This is a genomic window from Gemmobacter caeruleus, assembly GCF_008271655.1.
In the GTDB taxonomy this organism is placed as follows: domain Bacteria; phylum Pseudomonadota; class Alphaproteobacteria; order Rhodobacterales; family Rhodobacteraceae; genus Gemmobacter; species Gemmobacter caeruleus.
In genome coordinates, this window is the sequence record NZ_VKKX01000022.1 from 721203 (window position 1) to 738270 (window position 17068).

General features: G+C 67.8%; 15 protein-coding genes and 1 riboswitch. Of the genes, 14 read left to right on the top strand and 1 reads right to left on the bottom strand.

Annotated features, from left to right (window positions below; all coding sequences use genetic code 11):
• Window positions 1-22 precede the first annotated feature (22 nt).
• The 12 genes from FOA17_RS10460 (at window position 23) to FOA17_RS10515 (ending at window position 14391) form a co-directional block, all read left to right on the top strand.
• On the top strand, window positions 23-796 hold the full coding sequence (locus FOA17_RS10460; RefSeq protein WP_149141402.1) for a LamB/YcsF family protein: 774 nt from the start codon (window positions 23-25) through the stop codon (window positions 794-796).
• Window positions 796-1581 carry a putative hydro-lyase gene (locus FOA17_RS10465; RefSeq protein WP_149141403.1) on the top strand — a complete coding sequence of 262 codons (786 nt, stop codon included), beginning with the start codon at window positions 796-798 and terminating at the stop codon, window positions 1579-1581. Before FOA17_RS10460 ends, FOA17_RS10465 begins: the two co-directional genes overlap by 1 nt.
• 2 nt (window positions 1582-1583) lie before the next feature.
• Entirely contained in the window at window positions 1584-3134 is a 1551-nt protein-coding gene (locus FOA17_RS10470; protein WP_149141404.1) for a 5-oxoprolinase subunit B/C family protein, read from the top strand.
• 9 nt (window positions 3135-3143) lie between these two features.
• Window positions 3144-4916, top strand: coding sequence for an acetyl/propionyl/methylcrotonyl-CoA carboxylase subunit alpha (locus FOA17_RS10475; protein WP_238991780.1), 1773 nt, complete (start codon window positions 3144-3146; stop codon window positions 4914-4916).
• 70 nt (window positions 4917-4986) lie between these two features.
• Window positions 4987-6033: an L-glyceraldehyde 3-phosphate reductase gene (mgrA, locus tag FOA17_RS10480; protein ID WP_149141405.1), complete on the top strand. Its 1047-nt coding sequence runs from the start codon at window positions 4987-4989 to the stop codon at window positions 6031-6033.
• 436 nt (window positions 6034-6469) lie between these two features.
• Window positions 6470-7711, top strand: coding sequence for an urea ABC transporter substrate-binding protein (gene urtA, locus FOA17_RS10485; RefSeq protein WP_420841704.1), 1242 nt, complete (start codon window positions 6470-6472; stop codon window positions 7709-7711).
• Between the two features lie 54 nt (window positions 7712-7765).
• The gene (gene urtB / locus FOA17_RS10490) at window positions 7766-9703 is read left to right on the top strand and encodes an urea ABC transporter permease subunit UrtB (RefSeq protein WP_149141406.1); all 1938 of its coding nucleotides are present in this window, start codon (window positions 7766-7768) and stop codon (window positions 9701-9703) included.
• A 97-nt stretch (window positions 9704-9800) separates the two neighbouring features.
• Entirely contained in the window at window positions 9801-11024 is a 1224-nt protein-coding gene (gene urtC / locus FOA17_RS10495) for an urea ABC transporter permease subunit UrtC (RefSeq protein ID WP_149141407.1), read from the top strand.
• Between the two features lie 20 nt (window positions 11025-11044).
• A complete protein-coding gene (urtD, locus tag FOA17_RS10500; protein ID WP_149141463.1) occupies window positions 11045-11785 on the top strand; it encodes an urea ABC transporter ATP-binding protein UrtD in 741 nt (246 codons plus the stop codon).
• A 2-nt stretch (window positions 11786-11787) separates the two neighbouring features.
• Window positions 11788-12483: an urea ABC transporter ATP-binding subunit UrtE gene (urtE, locus tag FOA17_RS10505; protein ID WP_149141408.1), complete on the top strand. Its 696-nt coding sequence runs from the start codon at window positions 11788-11790 to the stop codon at window positions 12481-12483.
• 61 nt (window positions 12484-12544) lie between these two features.
• Window positions 12545-13012, top strand: a complete 468-nt coding sequence (locus FOA17_RS10510; protein WP_149141409.1) for an RrF2 family transcriptional regulator — start codon at window positions 12545-12547, stop codon at window positions 13010-13012.
• Entirely contained in the window at window positions 13009-14391 is a 1383-nt protein-coding gene (locus FOA17_RS10515) for an NAD(P)/FAD-dependent oxidoreductase (protein ID WP_149141410.1), read from the top strand. Before FOA17_RS10510 ends, FOA17_RS10515 begins: the two co-directional genes overlap by 4 nt.
• A 3-nt stretch (window positions 14392-14394) precedes the next feature.
• Here the strand turns inward: FOA17_RS10515 and FOA17_RS10520 are convergent, their stop codons facing one another.
• Window positions 14395-14793: a hypothetical protein gene (locus FOA17_RS10520; RefSeq protein WP_149141411.1), complete on the bottom strand. Its 399-nt coding sequence runs from the start codon at window positions 14791-14793 to the stop codon at window positions 14395-14397.
• A gap of 32 nt (window positions 14794-14825) precedes the next feature.
• Window positions 14826-15013, bottom strand: a riboswitch (cobalamin riboswitch).
• A gap of 84 nt (window positions 15014-15097) precedes the next feature.
• On the opposite strand from FOA17_RS10520, the gene FOA17_RS10525 reads away from it, so the two are divergent.
• Together FOA17_RS10525 and FOA17_RS10530 are read left to right on the top strand one after the other, a co-directional pair.
• On the top strand, window positions 15098-16186 hold the full coding sequence (locus FOA17_RS10525; protein WP_149141412.1) for a CobW family GTP-binding protein: 1089 nt from the start codon (window positions 15098-15100) through the stop codon (window positions 16184-16186).
• A gap of 118 nt (window positions 16187-16304) precedes the next feature.
• The gene (locus FOA17_RS10530) at window positions 16305-17030 is read left to right on the top strand and encodes a JAB domain-containing protein (RefSeq protein WP_149141413.1); all 726 of its coding nucleotides are present in this window, start codon (window positions 16305-16307) and stop codon (window positions 17028-17030) included.
• Window positions 17031-17068 lie beyond the last annotated feature (38 nt).

Below are 17068 nucleotides of genomic sequence, written 5' to 3' on the forward strand. Positions count from 1 at the left end.
CCTTCCCCCGGAGACCGCAACAATGACCCAGAAGATCGACCTCAACAGCGACCTCGGCGAAGGCTATGGCGCCTGGCAGATGGGCGATGACCCCGCCATGCTGGAGATCGTCAGCTCCGCCAATGTCGCCTGCGGCTTTCATGCGGGCGATCCGCTGACCATTCTGGCCACGCTGCGGGCGGCGGCGGCGCGCGGGGTCGCCGTGGGCGCGCATGTCTCCTACCCCGACCGCGTGGGCTTTGGCCGTCGCCCGATGGATGTGACCTCGGACGAGCTGACCGCCGATGTGATCTATCAGATCGGCGCCTTGCAGGGCCTGTGCGCGGCGGCGGGCACCCGGGTCAGCTATGTCAAGCCGCATGGCGCGCTTTATAACACCATCGCGCAGGATGCCCGGCAGGCCGCCGCCGTCATCGCCGGGATCAAGGCGGTGGACCCGTCGCTGGTGCTGATGGGCCTCGCCGGGGCGCCGGTGCTGGACCAGGCCCGCGCCGCGGGGCTTGCCACCGTGGCCGAGGCCTTTGGCGACCGCGCCTATACGCCCGACGGGCAACTGGTGTCGCGGCGCGTGGCGGGGGCGGTGCTGCATGACGCCGATCTGGTCGCGGCGCGCATGGCGCGTCTGGCCACCGAAGGCAGGATCGAGGCGATTGACGGATCGGTGCTGCATCTGGCCGCCGACAGCATCTGCGTGCATGGCGACAGCCCCGGCGCGGTGGAGATGGCCCGCCGCATCCGCGCGGCGCTGGTCGCCGCCGGCGTCGCGATCACCCCCTTTGCCGGAAAGGCCGCCTGATGCGCCCCGACCCCGCCCTGGCCCGCGCCGCCCGCCTTGCCTGCCGCGACGGGCGCACCGCCCCGACCGCCGGCATGGCGCCCGGTTTCACGCAATGCAACATGATCTCGCTGCCGCGCGACTGGGCCTGGGATTTCCTGCTTTATGCGCAGCGCAACCCCAAGCCTTGCCCGGTGCTGGATGTCACCGATCCGGGCAGCCCGCAGACCCAGCTGGCGCCCGGTGCCGACCTGCGCACCGACCTGCCGCTGTATCGCGTCTGGCGCGATGGCGTGCTGACCGCTGAGGTCAGCGACGCCACAGACGCCTGGGCCGAACATCCCGACCTGGTCACCTTTCTGATCGGCTGTTCCTTCACCTTTGAAACGCCGCTGATGCAGGCCGGGATCGAGGTGCGCCATGTCACGCAGGGCTGCAATGTGCCGATGTATCTGACCAACCGCGCCTGCCGCCCGGCCGGGCGGCTGCATGGGCAGATGGTGATGTCGATGCGGCCCATTCCGGCGCATCGCGTGGCCGAGGCGGCAACCATCTCTGCCCGCTATCCGGCGGTGCATGGTGCCCCGGTCCATATCGGCGCGCCCGAGGGGCTGGGCATCGCCGATCTCGGCCGGCCCGATTTCGGCGATGCCGTCACGATCCGCCCCGGCGAGGTGCCGGTGTTCTGGGCTTGCGGGGTGACGCCGCAGGCCGCCGTCATGGCCTCGCGCCCGCCCTTTGCCATCACCCATGCACCCGGCTGCATGTTCATCACCGATATCCCCGATACCGAATGGCAGGTGTGAAGATGCGTTTTCTGCCTGTCAGCCCCCGCGCGGTTCTGGTTGAACTTGAGGATCTGGCGCAGACGCTGGCGCTGTTCGATGCGCTGACCGCCGATCCGGTGGCGGGCGTGGCCGAGATCGTGCCGGCGGCGCGCACGCTGTTGGTGCGGCTGGCGCCCGGCCATGCGACCGGCCCCGCGCTGGTCGAGGCGATCATGGCCCGCCAGCCCGCGATGCGCCAAGGCAGCGACGCGGTGTCGGAGATGGTGGAGATTCCGGTGACCTATGATGGCGCCGATCTGGCCGATGTGGCCGCCCATCTGGGGCTGAGCGTGGCCGAGGTCATCGCCGCCCATCAGGCCGCGACCTGGCAGGTGGCATTTTGCGGCTTTGCGCCCGGCTTTGCCTATATGACCGGCGACGATCCGCGCTTTGACCTGCCGCGCCGTCCGGCACCGCGCACCCGCATTCCGGCGGGGTCGGTCGCGCTGGCGGGGCGGTTCTGCGGCATCTATCCGCAGGAAACCCCCGGCGGCTGGCAGTTGATCGGCCGGACCGAGGTGCCAATGTGGGATCTGGCGCGCGACCCGCCGGCGCTGTTGCGGCCCGGGGTGCGGGCGCGCTTTGTGCCGGCCCGCGGCAAGGTCACGGCTGTGCCCCGCGCGGTGCCGCAGCCCGAAGCGACGCCCGCGCTGACCGTCACCGCCACCGCCTTTCCGATCCTGTTTCAGGATGCCGGCCGCCCCGGCCAGACCGGGCAGGGCGTCGCGGCCTCCGGTGCGCTTGATCTGGGCGCGCTGCGCCGGGCCAATCGCGCCGTGGGCAACCCCGCTGACGCCCCCGCGCTGGAAATCACGCTGGGTCCGGTGCGTCTGCGCGCCGAACAGGCGGTGACGCTGGCGCTGAGCGGCGCGATGGACCGGGCCGAGATCGCGGGCAGCGGCCCGGTCGATCCGCGCGCGCCCTTCGCGCTGGATGCGGGCGACGAGGTGTTGCTGCATCCGCCCGCCGCTGGCATGCGCAGCTACCTTGCGCTGCGGGGCGGGTTCGAGGTGGCGCCGGTGCTGGGATCGGCCGCGACCGATACGCTGGCCTTCATCGGCCCGCCCGAGGTGACCGCCGGCACCGGGCTGGGTGCCGCCCGCCGCCCGGCGCAGGCGGTGGCGCCACAGCCCCCCAGCCCCGCCCTGCCGCGCACCGGCGATCTGGTCACGCTGCCGGTGACGCTGGGCCCGCGCGCCGATTGGTTCACCCCCGAAATGGTCGCGCAGTTTCTGGCGACCGACTGGCTGGTCACGCCGCAATCCTCGCGCGTTGGCATCCGCTTGCAGGGCGACCAGCCGGTCACCCGCCCCGATGCGCGCGAACTGCCCTCCGAAGGCACGGAGACCGGCGCGATCCAGATCCCGCATTCCGGCCAGCCGGTGCTGTTTCTGGCCGATCACCCGCTGACCGGCGGCTATCCGGTCATTGCCACTGTCCTGCCCTCGGCCCTTGATCTGGCCGGGCAGATTCCGCCCGGCGCGCGCATCCGCTTTGCCGCAACCGCCCCCTTTGCCCCCATCCTTCGCTAGAGGCCCCGCATGTCCCTGTTCGCCCATGGCCCCGACCGCCCGCTGAAGCGTCTGCTCATTGCCAATCGCGGTGAAATCGCGCTGCGCATCATCCGCGCCTGTCGCGACGAAGGTATCGAGACAGTGGCGATCTATGCCGACAGCGACCGCGACGCGCTGTTCGTGCATGCCGCCGATCAGGCCTTTGCGCTTGGCGGCGAGAAACCGGCCGAGACCTATCTGGATATCGGCAAGATCCTTGATATCGCCGCGCGTTCCGGCGCCGGGGCGGTGCATCCGGGCTATGGCTTTCTGTCTGAGCGCGCCGATTTCGCGCAGGCGGTGCAGGATGCGGGGCTGATCTGGATCGGCCCCGACCCGGCGGTGATCACCGCGCTTGGCGACAAGATCGAGGCCCGCCGCATCGCCGAGGCCGTGGGCGCGCCGCTGGTCGCCGGCACGCCCGGCCCGGTCGAAAGCGCCGCCGAGGCGCTGGCCTTTGCCCGTGCCCATGGCCTGCCGATCGCCATCAAGGCGGCCTTTGGCGGCGGCGGGCGCGGCATGAAGGTGGCCTGGCAACTGGACGAGGTGGAAGAGCTGTTCGACAGCGCCACGCGCGAGGCGCTGACGGCCTTTGGCCGGGGCGAATGTTTCATCGAACAATTCCTTGACCGCCCCCGCCATATCGAGGCGCAGGTGCTGGCCGACCGGCATGGCACGGTCAAGGTGATCGGCACGCGCGACTGTTCGTTGCAGCGCCGCAATCAGAAGCTGGTGGAGGAGGCCCCCGCCCCCTTCCTGACCGATGACCAGCGCGCGCGCATCCATGGCGCGGCGCAGCGCATCTGCGCCCATGCCGGCTATAGCGGCGCCGGCACGGTCGAATTTCTTCTGTCGGCCAATGGCACCATTTCCTTTCTGGAGGTGAATACCCGCTTGCAGGTCGAACATCCGGTGACCGAGGAAACCACCGGCATCGACCTTGTGCGCGCCATGATCGCGGTCGCCTGCGGGGCGCGGCTGGCCGATGACCATGTGCCCGAGGCGCGGGGCCATGCGATCGAGTTCCGCATCAATGCCGAAGACCCGGCGCGCGGCTTTCTGCCCACGCCCGGCCCGGTGACGCGGTTCGACGCGCCTTCGGGCCCGGGGGTGCGGCTCGATAGCGGCGTGGCGGCGGGCGGGGCGGTGTCGGGGTCGTTCGATTCGATGATGGCCAAGCTGATCGTGACCGGCGCCACCCGGGCCGAGGCGCTGCAACGCGCGGCGCGCGCGCTGGCCGAGTTCCGCATCGAGGGCGTGGCCTCGGTCCTGCCCTTTCACCGCGCCGTGCTGTCCGAACCCGATTTCCGCGCCGAGGCGGGCGCTTTTGCCGTTCATACCCGCTGGATCGAGACCGACTTTGCCGAGCGTCTGGCCGCCGCCGTGGCGCCCCATGCCCGGGTCAGCCCCGCGCCGACGGTGCCCATGTTGCGCCTTGCGATCGAAATCGACGGCAAGCGGCACGAACTGGGCCTGCCCGCCGGTCTGATGGCCGCGGCGCCCGGCAGCCCCCCCCCGGCCGAGGCACCGGCGGCCGAGGCCGATCCGGGCGATGTCACCGCGCCGATCCCCGGCACGCTGGCGAAATGGCAGGCCGAGGAGGGCGCCATGGTCGCGGCGGGCGAGGTCATCGCGGTGATGGAGGCGATGAAGATGGAAACCCGGGTCGAGGCGCATCGTGCCGGCCGTCTGCACCAGCGCGCGGCTGCGGGCGAGGTGCTGGCCTTTGGCGCCGTGCTGGCCCGGATCGACCCGGCCTGAGCGGCGGCGAGGCGCCTTTCGTCACCGCCCTGTTTGCGCTATCAAAAGCTAGCAGAGATGGAGGAGACGCATGGCCAATTTCCCGCAACGCTACAGCCCGGCCGCAGACCGCTATGACCGGATGGTCTATCGGCGCTGCGGCCAGTCGGGGCTGAAACTGCCGGCGGTCAGTCTGGGCCTGTGGCACAATTTCGGCGAAGACACGCCGCACGCGACCAAGCGGGCGATCTGTCAGGCCGCCTTTGACCACGGGATCACCCATTTCGATCTGGCCAACAATTACGGGCCCCCTTTCGGCAGCGCCGAAGAGGCCTTCGGCCAGATTCTGAAACAGGATTTTGCCGGGCTGCGCGATGAGCTGATCATCAGCTCCAAGGCCGGCTATGACATGTGGCCCGGCCCCTATGGCGAATGGGGCAGCCGCAAATACCTGATCGCCTCTTGCGACCAGAGCCTGAAGCGGATGGGTCTCGACTATGTCGATATCTTCTATTCGCATCGCTTTGACCCGGAAACGCCGCTGGAAGAAACCATGGGCGCGCTGGATCACATCGTGCGGTCCGGCCGGGCGCTTTATGTCGGCATTTCCAGCTACAATTCCGCCCGCACCCGCGAGGCGGTGGCGATCCTGCGCCAGATGGGCACGCCGATGCTGATCCATCAGCCCAGCTACAACATGCTCAATCGCTGGATCGAACGCGACGGGCTGAAGGACACGCTGGCGGAACTGGGGGTCGGCTCCATCGCCTTCACGCCGCTGGCGCAGGGGATCCTGACGCGGAAATATCTGGGGGGCATCCCGCAAGGCAGCCGCGCCGCGCAGGGCAAGAGCCTCGCGCCCGATACGATCACGCCCCGCGCCCTTGAAAGCGTGCGCGCGCTGGATGCGCTGGCGCAGGCCCGCGGGCAGACGCTGGCCCAGATGGCGATCGCCTGGGTCTTGCGTGCGGGCGGCATCACCACGGCGCTGATCGGCGCCTCACGGCCCGAACAGGTGGTCGATTGCGCGGGCGCGGTGCGCAATCTCGATTTCACCGATCAGGAACTGGCCGAGATCGACCGCATCGCCGCCGATGAGGATATCAACCTCTGGGCGCGGTCGTCCGAACAGGTCTGACCCCGACACCCGGCAGATCCGCCGCCCCATAACCCGGGCGCGGCGGATCTGCGCGACCTGCCGCATTCGCAGGCGAACAGGTCGATTCCACGCGCCATCAGGTCGATTTTCGCCCGGCCTTCGCCCAATCCCGCGCCATTTCCCCACTCATCGCCCAATAATTCACCACGCACGCGCCGCGCCGCCAGATGCGGTGCTGCAATGCGGCATGACCCTTGCGACCCGCCCCCGCCCCGCGCTTTTCTTGCCACGCGGGGTCACCCGCAAACCGGGACGGCACGCCATGTGCCGGGGGAACAGACAAACAGGGCCAAGGCACCGCAACGGGGCGCAACCGCGCTGACCGATCGGCCAAGGCTTGCCAAAACGGGGAAGCAACATGAATCTCACGCGCCGTTCGCTCATGGCCACTGTCGCCGCGGCCATCGCCGCACCGATGGTCACGCCGCGCTTTGCCTTCGCGCAGGAAGCGCCGATCAAGGTCGGCATCCTGCATTCGCTGTCGGGCACGATGGCGATTTCGGAAACCACGCTGAAAGACACGATGCTGATGCTGATCGAGGCGCAGAACGCCAAGGGTGGCGTGCTGGGGCGCCAGCTTGAGGCGGTCGTGGTCGATCCGGCCTCGGACTGGCCGCTTTTCGCCGAAAAGGCGCGCGAGCTGCTGACCGTATCGAAGGTTGATGTGATGTTCGGCTGCTGGACCTCGGTCAGCCGCAAATCGGTGCTGCCGGTGATCGAAGAGCTGAACGGGCTGCTGTTCTATCCGGTGCAATATGAGGGCGAGGAATCGTCGAAGAACGTCTTCTACACCGGCGCCGCCCCGAACCAGCAGGCAATCCCGGCGGTGGACTATTATCTGGAGGAGCTGGGCATCCAGAAATTCGCCCTGCTCGGCACAGATTACGTCTATCCGCGCACCACGAACAACATCCTGGAAAGCTATCTCATCTCCAAGGGGATCGCGAAGGAAGACATCTTCGTGAATTACACCCCCTTCGGCCATAGCGACTGGTCCAAGATCGTGGCCGATGTCGTGGCGCTTGGCGCCGATGGCAAGAAGGTGGGCGTGGTCTCCACCATCAATGGCGACGCCAATATCGGCTTTTACAAGGAACTTGCCGCCGCCGGTGTTACTGCCGACAAGTTGCCCGTCGTCGCCTTCTCGGTCGGCGAGGAGGAGCTTTCGGGCCTCGACACCACCAACCTTGTCGGCCATCTCGCCGCCTGGAACTACTTCATGTCCGCCGAAACGCCCGAGAATGCCGAATTCATCAAGGCATGGAAGGCCTTCATCAAGGACGACAAGCGCGTCACCAATGACCCGATGGAGGCGCATTACATCGGCTTCAACATGTGGGTGAATGCCGTGACCCAGGCGGGCACGACCGCCGTCGATCCGGTGATCGACGCCATGGTCGGGCAGAAATTCCCGAACCTGACCGGCGGCGTGGCCGAGATGCTGCCGAACCACCACCTGACCAAGCCCGTGCTGATCGGCGAGATCCGCGCCGATGGTCAGTTCGATATCATCAGCCAGACCGAGCCGGTGCCCGGCGACGCCTGGACCGATTTCCTGCCGGAATCCGCGGTGCTGGAATCGGACTGGAAAGACCTGAAATGCGGCATGTACAACACGCAGACCAAGACCTGCGTGCAGCTGACCTCGAACTACTGAACTGAGACGACCCCGGGGGCGCACCCGCCCCCGGCCTTCCGAAAAGGGGTTCGGATGCTGCGCTTTCTTCTGCCGCTCGTGATGGCGGCCTGTCTTGCCTTGCCGGTCTCGGCCCAGGGCCTCGCCGATCTGCTGACCGCCGAGCGGGCACAGATCGAAAAACCCTCGCGCCAGACCATCGGCCCGGTGATCGACGCCATCGTGGCGACCGGCGATCCGGCCGCGGCCGCGATGCTGCGCGCCTGGGCCGACAGGGGCTTGGGACTGCGCAAGGCCGATGGCGCCTTTCTGCGCATCGCGAAAACCGCCGATGGCTGGGCGCTGACGACGCTGGAGGGCCAGGATGCCGGCACCGCCGCCAAGGCCGATATCGTCGAGCTGAAGCCCAATGCCGGTGTGCGCGACCTGATCGGCGCCGCCCTTGTGCAATTCACCCTTTCCGATCCCGATCCCGCCCAGCGCACCCGCGCACTGGAGGCCATCGCGAAATCCCCCGCCGCCGCGCAGTTGCAACCGCTGCGCGCCTCGATCCCGGCCGAGACGGATGCCGCGCTCAAGGCCCGCAAGGAACGGCTTGCTACCTTCCTGACCCTGCAATTCGAACCCGACAGCGCCGCGCGCGTGGCCGCGATCGAAAGCCTGGCCGGCGATACCTCGCTGGAGGCAAGGGCCGCGCTGAACCCGCTGCTGGCCACCCGTCGCATGGCCGCCGCCGCCTTGCCCGCGGGCACCAACCTCGCCCAGCGCCTGACCCCGGGCCGCGACCTGACCGAAGCCGCGGCCTATGAGCTGCTGGTGGCGTCCGACCTCGCCCCCGCCCGCCTGACTTTGCAGGGTCAGAAAGACACCCTCGCCGCGCATCTGGCCGATGGCGCGGTGGCCGGCGTGCCGGTGGCCGATCTCGCGACCCAGGCAGGCCGTGACCGCGCTTATGAGGCACTGGAAAAGGCCGGCACCGTGCCCGCCGCCGCAACCGAGGCCGAGGTGAAATCCGCCCTCGCCGCCCATGTCTTCTACGACGCCTTCACCGAGCCCGACCCCGCCGTGACCAGCGCCGCCCGCGCCACGCTGTCCAGCATAGAGACCCGCGTCGGCGCCATGACGGCGGTCGATCTGGGGCTGGATGCGCTGTCGCTGGCCTCGATCTACTTTCTGGCCGCCATCGGCCTTGCCATCACCTTTGGCGTGATGCGGGTCATCAACATGGCCCATGGCGAATTCATCATGATGGGCGCCTACACGGGCTATGTCGTGCAACAGCTGATCCCGAATTACACGGTCTCGATCATCGTCGCGCTGCCGCTGGCCTTTGCCGTGACCTTTGCCGCCGGCGTCGCGATGGAACGGCTGGTGATCCGCCACCTCTACAAGCGCCCGCTGGAAACGCTGCTGGCGACCTTCGGCATCTCCATCGCGCTGCAACAGATCGCCAAGAACATCTTCGGCACCCAGGCCCGCCCGCTCACGGCGCCGGCCTGGCTGGATGGGGCGCTCAGCCTCAATGACATCGTCTCGATCAGCTATATCCGCATCGCGATCTTCGTGCTGGCGCTGCTGTTCCTCGCCTTCTTCCTCTGGCTGATGAAACGCACCCGGCTGGGGCTGGAGGTGCGCGCGGTGACGCAGAACCCCGCCATGGCCGCCAGCATGGGGATCGACCCCGACCGCATCAACATGCTGACCTTCGGCATCGGCTCCGGCATTGCCGGCATTGCGGGGGTCGCCATCGGCCTCTTCGCCAAGGTCACTTCGGAACTCGGCTCCGACTATATCGTGCAATCCTTCATGACCGTGGTCGTCGGCGGCGTCGGCAATATCTGGGGGGCGCTCGCGGGCGCGGCCATGATCGGCGGCTTCCAGAAGGTGATCGAGTGGCTGAACCCCTCGAACACGCTGGCCGCGCAGACCTACATGATCCTGTTCATCATCCTGTTCATCCAGTTCCGCCCCCGGGGCATCATCGCCCTCAAGGGCCGCGCGGCGGGGGATTGATCGCCATGACCTGCCAAGACGCATCTCCATCTGTTCAAAAATATCCCACGGGGGTGCGGGGGTGTGAAACCCCCGCCGCAACGCCGGAGGCCCCGCAATGACCCGCACATTCCTGGCCCGCAATCCCTCGGTCCTGTGGTTCCTCGCAGCCCTCGCGATCTTCACCCTGACGGTCACGGTCCTGGCCGAGGGCCTGGGCCTCGGCCTGATCCCCACGGCCTTCGTCAAGGTGCTGGGCAAGACGCTCTGCCTCTGCCTGGTCGCGCTCGCCATGGATCTGATCTGGGGCTATACCGGCATCCTGTCGCTGGGCCATATGGCGTTTTTCGCGGTTGGCGGCTACATGACCGGCATGTGGCTGATGTATGCCCGCACCGAAGAAATCGTGGTGCAGGCGCTGGCCGGATCGCCGATCCCGCCGACCCCGGACGAGGTGGCGCAGGGCGTGGCCACGCAGATCTTCGGCGTGGTCGGCGGGTCCGACCTGCCCGCGATCTGGTCCTTTGCCCATAGCGCCTGGCTGCAACTGCCGATGGTCGTCCTGGTGCCGGCGCTGCTGGCGATGATCTTTGGCTGGCTGGCCTTTCGCGCGCGGGTGAACGGGGTTTACCTGTCGATCCTGACCCAGGCGATGACGCTGGCGCTGGCGCTCTACCTGTTCCAGAACGACAGCGGGCTGCGCGGTAATAACGGCCTGTCGGGGTTGCAGAACCTGCCGGGCCTGGGCGAGGTGCCGCAATCCAGCCTGTCGATCTGGTTCTTCCTCGCCTCGGCGGCGCTGCTGGCGCTTGGTTATGTGGCGGCGGCCTTTGTCACCTCGGGCAAGTTCGGCAGCGCGCTGCGCGGCATTCGCGATGACGAACAGCGCCTGCGCTTCCTCGGCTACCCGGTAGAGGGCTACAAGCTCTTTGTCTTTACCCTGACCGCCGTGATCGCGGCCATTGCCGGGGCGTTCTATTACCCGCAGGCGGGCATCATCAACCCGGCCGAGCTCGCCCCGATCGCCTCGATCTATCTGGCGGTCTGGGTGGCGATTGGCGGGCGGGGACGGCTTTATGGCGCGGTGATCGGGGCGGGTTTCGTGTCGCTCCTGTCCTCGTGGTTCACCGGGGGCATGGCGCCGTCGATCCCGCTTGGTTTCTACACGATCCACTGGGTCGATTGGTGGACGGTGCTACTGGGCCTCGCCTTCGTGCTGGTCACGCTGTTCGTGCCGCGCGGCATTGGCGGGCTGTTCGACAAGCTGCCCAGCCCGCGCCGCCATGGCGCCCAGCTTGGCCCCGATGACGGCGCGCTGCGCGAAAAGGAGGCCGACGCATGACCACGATCGCCCCCCCGCGCATCACATCCCTGCTGGAGGTTTCGGGCGTGTCCGTCACCTTTGACGGGTTCCGCGCCATCAACAACCTGTCCTTCACCATCGGCCCGCAGGAATTGCGCGCAGTGATCGGCCCGAACGGCGCCGGCAAGACCACCTTCATGGATATCGTCACCGGCAAGACCCGCCCCGACGAAGGCACGGTGACCTTTGGCGAGGTGCCCAGATCACTGCTCAGGATGTCCGAGGCGCAGATCGCCCGCGCCGGTGTGGGCCGCAAGTTCCAGCGCCCCACCGTGTTCGAGGATCAGAGCGTATCCGAAAACCTGATCCTCGCGCTCAAGGCCCAGCGCGCGCCGTGGCGGGTGCTGTTCTGGCGCGAAACCGGCCAGGATCGCGCCAAGGTGGCCGCACTGGCCGAACAGGTCGGGCTTCAGGATCATCTGGCGCGCAAGGCGGGCGAGCTGTCGCATGGCCAGAAGCAATGGCTGGAAATCGCCATGCTGCTGGCACAGGAGCCGCGCCTTCTGCTGGTCGATGAGCCGGCCGCGGGGATGAGCTTTCTGGAACGCGAACAGACCACCGCGCTGCTGGTCGAGCTGGCAAAGACCCGCGCCGTCGTCGTGGTGGAACATGACATGGAGTTCATTCGCCGGCTGAACTGCAAGGTCACCGTGCTGCACGAAGGTTCGGTGCTGGCCGAGGGCAGCCTCGACCACGTCACCAAGAACCCGCAAGTCATCGAAGTCTATCTGGGGCGTTGAACATGCTGACAACCGAAGGGCTGACCCTGCATTACGGCGGCAGCCAGATCCTGAACGGCATCGACCTGGAGGCAAGGGCCGGGGTCGTGACCTGTGTCATGGGCACCAATGGGGTGGGCAAGACCTCGCTCCTGAAGGCGCTGGCGGGCACGCATCCGCGGTCGGGCGGCACGGTCACGCTGGATGGCGAGGCGCTGCCCGTTCTGCCCGCGCAACAAATGGCGCGGCGCGGCTTGGCGGTGGTGCCACAGGGGCGGATGATCTTTCCGCTGCTGACGGTGCGCGAGAATCTGGAAACCGGCTTTTCGCTGCTGCCGAAATCCGAACATCGCGTGCCGGACGAGATCTATGACCTGTTCCCGGTGCTGAAGGACATGGGCCACCGGCGCGGCGGCGATCTGTCGGGCGGGCAGCAACAGCAGCTTGCCATCGCGCGGGCGATGATCATGCGGCCCAAGGTCCTGTTGCTGGACGAACCGACCGAGGGCATCCAGCCCAATATCATTCAGCAGATCGGCCGGGTGATCGACTATCTCAAGGCCAAGGGCGACATGGCGATCATCCTGGTCGAACAGTATTTCGATTTCGCCTTTGGCCTGGGCGATCACTTCTACGTCCTCAAGCGCGGCGCGGTGAACCTGTCGCATCCGAAAGAGGGGCTGACCCGCGAGGCGCTGCAAGCCGCGCTGAGCATCTGAATCTTTTGCCCGGCCCCAGCATCCGATTGATTCCGCGCGGCTTTGCCCTTACGGAATCACTATGATCACGCAGAAGATGAAATATGCGCTGAAGGCCCTGCTGGCCCTGGCCGATGAGGCCGCCCAGCCCGTGCCCCAGGCGCTGACCATCGAGGAAATCGCCCGGCGGTCCGGCACGCCAAAGCGGTTTCTCGAACATATCCTGCTGGAAATCCGCAATGCCGGCGTCATCGCCTCCACCCGGGGGCGGGCGGGGGGCTATACGCTGGTCCAGGCGCCGCGCGACATCTCGCTTTCGGAACTGCTGCGCCTGATCGACGGGCCGATCGCGCCGCTGCCCTGCCTGTCGCGGCGGTCCTATCAACGCTGCGAGGATTGCAGCGACGAGGCGACCTGCCGCATCCGCAAGGTCTTTGCCGAAGTGTTCTGGTCTTACCTGCTGATCATCGAATCGCTGACGCTGGAAGACATGTTGAAATCAACCGAGGTCAGCACCGCCGTCCTGCGCGAAACCGAGCCGGGGCAATGACCCCGCGCGCCCTGGGCGGCGTGTCGTTCTGGTATGCCGATATCGGCCTGCCCGACCGCCGCGCGGCCCTGGCGGGCGACACGACCGCCGATGTGGCGATCATCGGGGCGGGCTATACCGGGCTTTGGACGGCCTGGTATCTGCGGCAGGCCGACCCGTCGCTGAATGTGCTGGTCATCGAAAAGGATTTCGCGGGCTTTGGCGCCTCGGGGCGCAATGGCGGCTGGCTGACCGGCGGCTTCGCCTGGTCGCAGGAACGCTATGCCCGCAGCCACGGGGCCGAGGCCGTGCGTGCCATGGTCGCCGCGATGAACGGCACGGTGGACGAGGTGATCGCCGTCGCCGAGGCCGAGGGGATCGACGCCGATATCCGCCGCACCGATGAATTGATGGTGGCCACCACCCCCGCGCAACTGGGCCGCCTGCATGACGAGGTGTCGCATCGCACCAGTTGGGGCGAGGAAGGCCGCGTCCGCGCGATCTCCGCCGCCGAGGCGCGCGCCCGCGTGGCCATTCCCGGCACGCTGGGCGGCATGATCGTCACGGGCGTCGCGCGCGTGCAGCCGGCCAAGTTGGTGCGCGGGCTGGCCGCCGCGGTGGAACGCGCCGGCGCCCGCATCGTCGAGGGGACCGAGGTCTTGCGCTATGGCCCCGGCCGGGTGGAAACCGCACAGGGCGTGGTGCGCGCGCCGGTGATCCTGCGGGCGACCGAGGGTTTTACCGCCACCCTGCCCGGCCATCGCCGCGACTGGCTGCCGCTCAATTCCGCGCAGATCGTGACCGAGCCGCTACCACCCAAGGTCTGGGCCGAAATCGGCTGGGACGGGCATGAAATCCTCGGGGATTTCGCCAATGCCTATTGCTATTGCCAGCGCACGCGCGAGGGGCGCATCGCCGTGGGCGGGCGCGGCGTGCCCTATCGCTTTGCCTCGCGCCTCGACGAGAGCGGCACCCCGGACCCGGAAACGCTGCGCCGGCTGACCGCCATCCTGCACCGCCATTTTCCTGCCGCGCGCGGGGTGCGGATCGACCATGGCTGGTGCGGCGTGCTGGGCGTGCCGCGCGACTGGTGCGCCACGCTGGGCTTTGACCCGGCCACCGGGCTTGGCTTTGCCGGCGGTTATGTCGGGGTCGGGGTTTCGACATCGAACCTGGCCGGGCGCACGCTGGCCGATCTGGTGCTGCGCCGCGATACCGGCCTGACCCGCCTGCCCTGGGTCAACCGCCCGACCCGAAAATGGGAACCCGAACCCGCGCGCTGGCTGGGGGTGCGGGGGATGTATGCGCTGCTGAACGGCGCCGACCGGCGCGAGGCGGATCTGGGGCTGACGCAGACCTCGCGCCTGGCGCGGCTGGGCAACTGGCTGACCGGGCGCTGAGCGTCAGCTCAGCCGCCCGGCCCGCGTGACCAGCACCGCCGCCGCGCCGGGCACCTGACCGGGGCGCAAGGCGCCCTCCTGCCCCGCCGCATGGGCCATCATCGCCTCCAGATCGCAGCCCTCGGCCACATCGCCAAAGACCCAGGCGCCGCTCTCAGCCACCCGCCAGGCCAGTTGGCAGTCACGCCCGCAGGCATCGGAGCGCAGGTTGCCCGACATTTCGAATTCTGGCCCCATGCGCGCGGCCCCCACGGCCTGCGCCAGTTTCTGCATCAGCCGCAGCCCCGGCAGGCAGGCCCCGCCGCGATGCGGACAATCAAGGCAAAGCCGCAGCACCATTTGCGCCGAAACCGGCGGGTTCACGGCCCGGGATGCGCGAAAATCGCGCGGAACGCTGGTCATCTTTCCTCCTTCCGGGGCACCCCGCCCGGGACTGGTTTCTGGTTTCGATGGCAGGTCTCCTGACTTGCGGGTCGGGGCGCCCTCCGCCTTCCCGGCCCGAGGGGGCCAGTGGCGGTTGGAGGGCGCTCGCCGCTTACAGTTGCGGGGGCAGTCGCGGGTTTGCACCGCGTTCCCTTTTCACCCGGCCTTGATACCGGGCACCATCGCCGCGATTGCTGCATGGGCGGCCGGCCCGCGTCAAGCCCCCGCTGGCAATCGCGGCGTCGTGACGCTAGGGTCGCGCTTCCAGACCAAGGATGCCGACATGCCCGCCAAACCCGACAAACGCCTGCCCGTCACGCTGATCACCGGCTATCTCGGGGCGGGCAAGACCACGCTTCTGAACGCGCTGCTGGCCGATCCGGCCATGGGGCGCGCGGCGGTGCTGATCAACGAATTCGGGGATGTCGGGCTGGATCACGATCTGATCGTGGAAACCACCGAGGAAATGGTGCTGCTCGAATCGGGCTGCATGTGCTGCGCGGTGCGGGGTGACCTGACCCGGGCGCTGAGCGATCTGCTGGCGCGGCGCAAGGCCGGGCAGACCGGGTTCGACCGCGTGGTGATCGAGACCTCGGGCCTGGCCGATCCCGGGCCGATCCTGCATACGCTGCTGGTGGAGGAGGCACTGGCCGCCGGGTATCGCATGGATGGCGTGGTGACGCTGGCTGATGCCGCCCATGGGCCGGCCACGCTGGACAAGGGGTTCGAGGCGGTGGCGCAGGTCGCCATGGCCGACCTGATCGTGATCACCAAGGCCGATCTGGTGACCCCCGCCGCGCTGGAGGATTTCGCCCGCCGCCTGCGTGGCATCGCCCCGACCGCGCGGCAGATCGTGGCCGACAAGGGCCGCGTGCCCGCCGGCGCGCTGTTCGATCTGGGCGTGCCGAAGACGCTGGCCAAGGCCGAACAGGCCGAGGCCTGGGTCAATGCCGCCGCCGTGCCCAAGCCGCTGCCCGCCCTGACCAGCTTTGGTTCGCAGCACGGGCTGTTCGGCGCGGCCTTCACCGCGACACAGCCCTGGGCCGCAAAGCATGACGACCGGATCCGGTCGGTTTCGGCGGTGATCGACCATCCGATCCATCCGGGCCTGTTCAATATCTGGATCGACACGCTGATCCAGCTGCGCGGCCCGGATATCCTGCGGTTCAAGGCGCTGATCTGGCTGGAAGGCGAGAATGAGCCCTATGCCATCCATGGCGTGCAGCATGTCTTTGATCCGCCGGTGAAGCTGGCCCGCGCCCCGAAGGGCGACCGCAAGTCGCGCATCGTGATCATCGGCCGCGATATCGCCGAGGGTGTGCTGGAGGAGACGCTGGCATTCCTCAACAGCCCGGCCGAAACGCTGCGGTGAGGCCGCAGGGGGCTGTCTGCCCCCTCTGCCCTGCGGGCATTCACCCCCGAGGATATTTTGGAACAGATGAAAGGCCGCGGTTAAGCGCATCTTAACCATTGCGCTTCAGGCTGGGGGCATGAGACATCGCCCGCCCGCCTTTGCCGAAGCCCCGCTGCCGCTGTTCGCCCCGCCCGGCGACGCGGATGAGGCCGATGGCGCGGCGCTGGTCGGGCGTCTGCCCTCCTATATCGCCGATCACCGCAAACGCCTGCGCAGCCGCTTCATGGAGGGGGGCGCGGCGGCGATGCCCGATTACGAATTGCTGGAGCTGGTGTTGTTTCGCGCCATACCCCGGCAGGATGTGAAGCCATTGGCGCGGCTCCTGCTGGAAACCTTTGGCGATTTCAACCGGGTCGTCACCGCCCCGGTGCCCCGGTTGATGGCGGTCAAGGGCGTGGGCGAGGCGGTGGTGCAGGAATTGAAGATCGTTGAGGCGGCGGCGCAGCGCATGGCGCGGGCGCGGGTGATGCAGCGGCCGGTCCTGTCCTCGTGGGATGCGTTGCTGGATTACTGCCACACCGCCATGGCGCATCGCGAGACAGAGCAGTTCCGCATCCTGTTCCTCGACCGCAAGAATGTGCTGATCGCCGATGAGGAGCAGGCGCGCGGCACGGTCGATCACGTGCCTGTCTATCCGCGCGAGGTGGTGAAGCGCGCGCTGGAGATCAATGCCTCGGCGCTGATCCTGGTCCATTATGTGGCGCGCCACATAATGGATCTTTTGTGCCCCGTTTTCTTATGTGTCCTACCGTCAAAATGGGTTGGTCTTTCAATGGCTTGTGGACCGAAGTCGGACACATAACGGTGCATATCTGCTGGCATTGGATGTTTCTGGTTTTG

Bases quoted from the DNA above. Each gene is read 5' to 3' on its own strand.
- FOA17_RS10460 (WP_149141402.1), top strand. From the start codon at position 23: ATGACCCAGAAGATCGACCTCAACAGCGACCTCGGCGAAGGCTATGGC.
- FOA17_RS10465 (WP_149141403.1), top strand. From the start codon at position 796: ATGCGCCCCGACCCCGCCCTGGCCCGCGCCGCCCGCCTTGCCTGCCGC.
- FOA17_RS10470 (WP_149141404.1), top strand. From the start codon at position 1,584: ATGCGTTTTCTGCCTGTCAGCCCCCGCGCGGTTCTGGTTGAACTTGAG.
- FOA17_RS10475 (WP_238991780.1), top strand. From the start codon at position 3,144: ATGTCCCTGTTCGCCCATGGCCCCGACCGCCCGCTGAAGCGTCTGCTC.
- mgrA (WP_149141405.1), top strand. From the start codon at position 4,987: ATGGCCAATTTCCCGCAACGCTACAGCCCGGCCGCAGACCGCTATGAC.
- urtA (WP_420841704.1), top strand. From the start codon at position 6,470: ATGGTCACGCCGCGCTTTGCCTTCGCGCAGGAAGCGCCGATCAAGGTC.
- urtB (WP_149141406.1), top strand. From the start codon at position 7,766: ATGCTGCGCTTTCTTCTGCCGCTCGTGATGGCGGCCTGTCTTGCCTTG.
- urtC (WP_149141407.1), top strand. From the start codon at position 9,801: ATGACCCGCACATTCCTGGCCCGCAATCCCTCGGTCCTGTGGTTCCTC.
- urtE (WP_149141408.1), top strand. From the start codon at position 11,788: ATGCTGACAACCGAAGGGCTGACCCTGCATTACGGCGGCAGCCAGATC.
- FOA17_RS10510 (WP_149141409.1), top strand. From the start codon at position 12,545: ATGATCACGCAGAAGATGAAATATGCGCTGAAGGCCCTGCTGGCCCTG.
- FOA17_RS10515 (WP_149141410.1), top strand. From the start codon at position 13,009: ATGACCCCGCGCGCCCTGGGCGGCGTGTCGTTCTGGTATGCCGATATC.
- FOA17_RS10520 (WP_149141411.1), bottom strand. From the start codon at position 14,793: ATGACCAGCGTTCCGCGCGATTTTCGCGCATCCCGGGCCGTGAACCCG.
- FOA17_RS10525 (WP_149141412.1), top strand. From the start codon at position 15,098: ATGCCCGCCAAACCCGACAAACGCCTGCCCGTCACGCTGATCACCGGC.
- FOA17_RS10530 (WP_149141413.1), top strand. From the start codon at position 16,305: ATGAGACATCGCCCGCCCGCCTTTGCCGAAGCCCCGCTGCCGCTGTTC.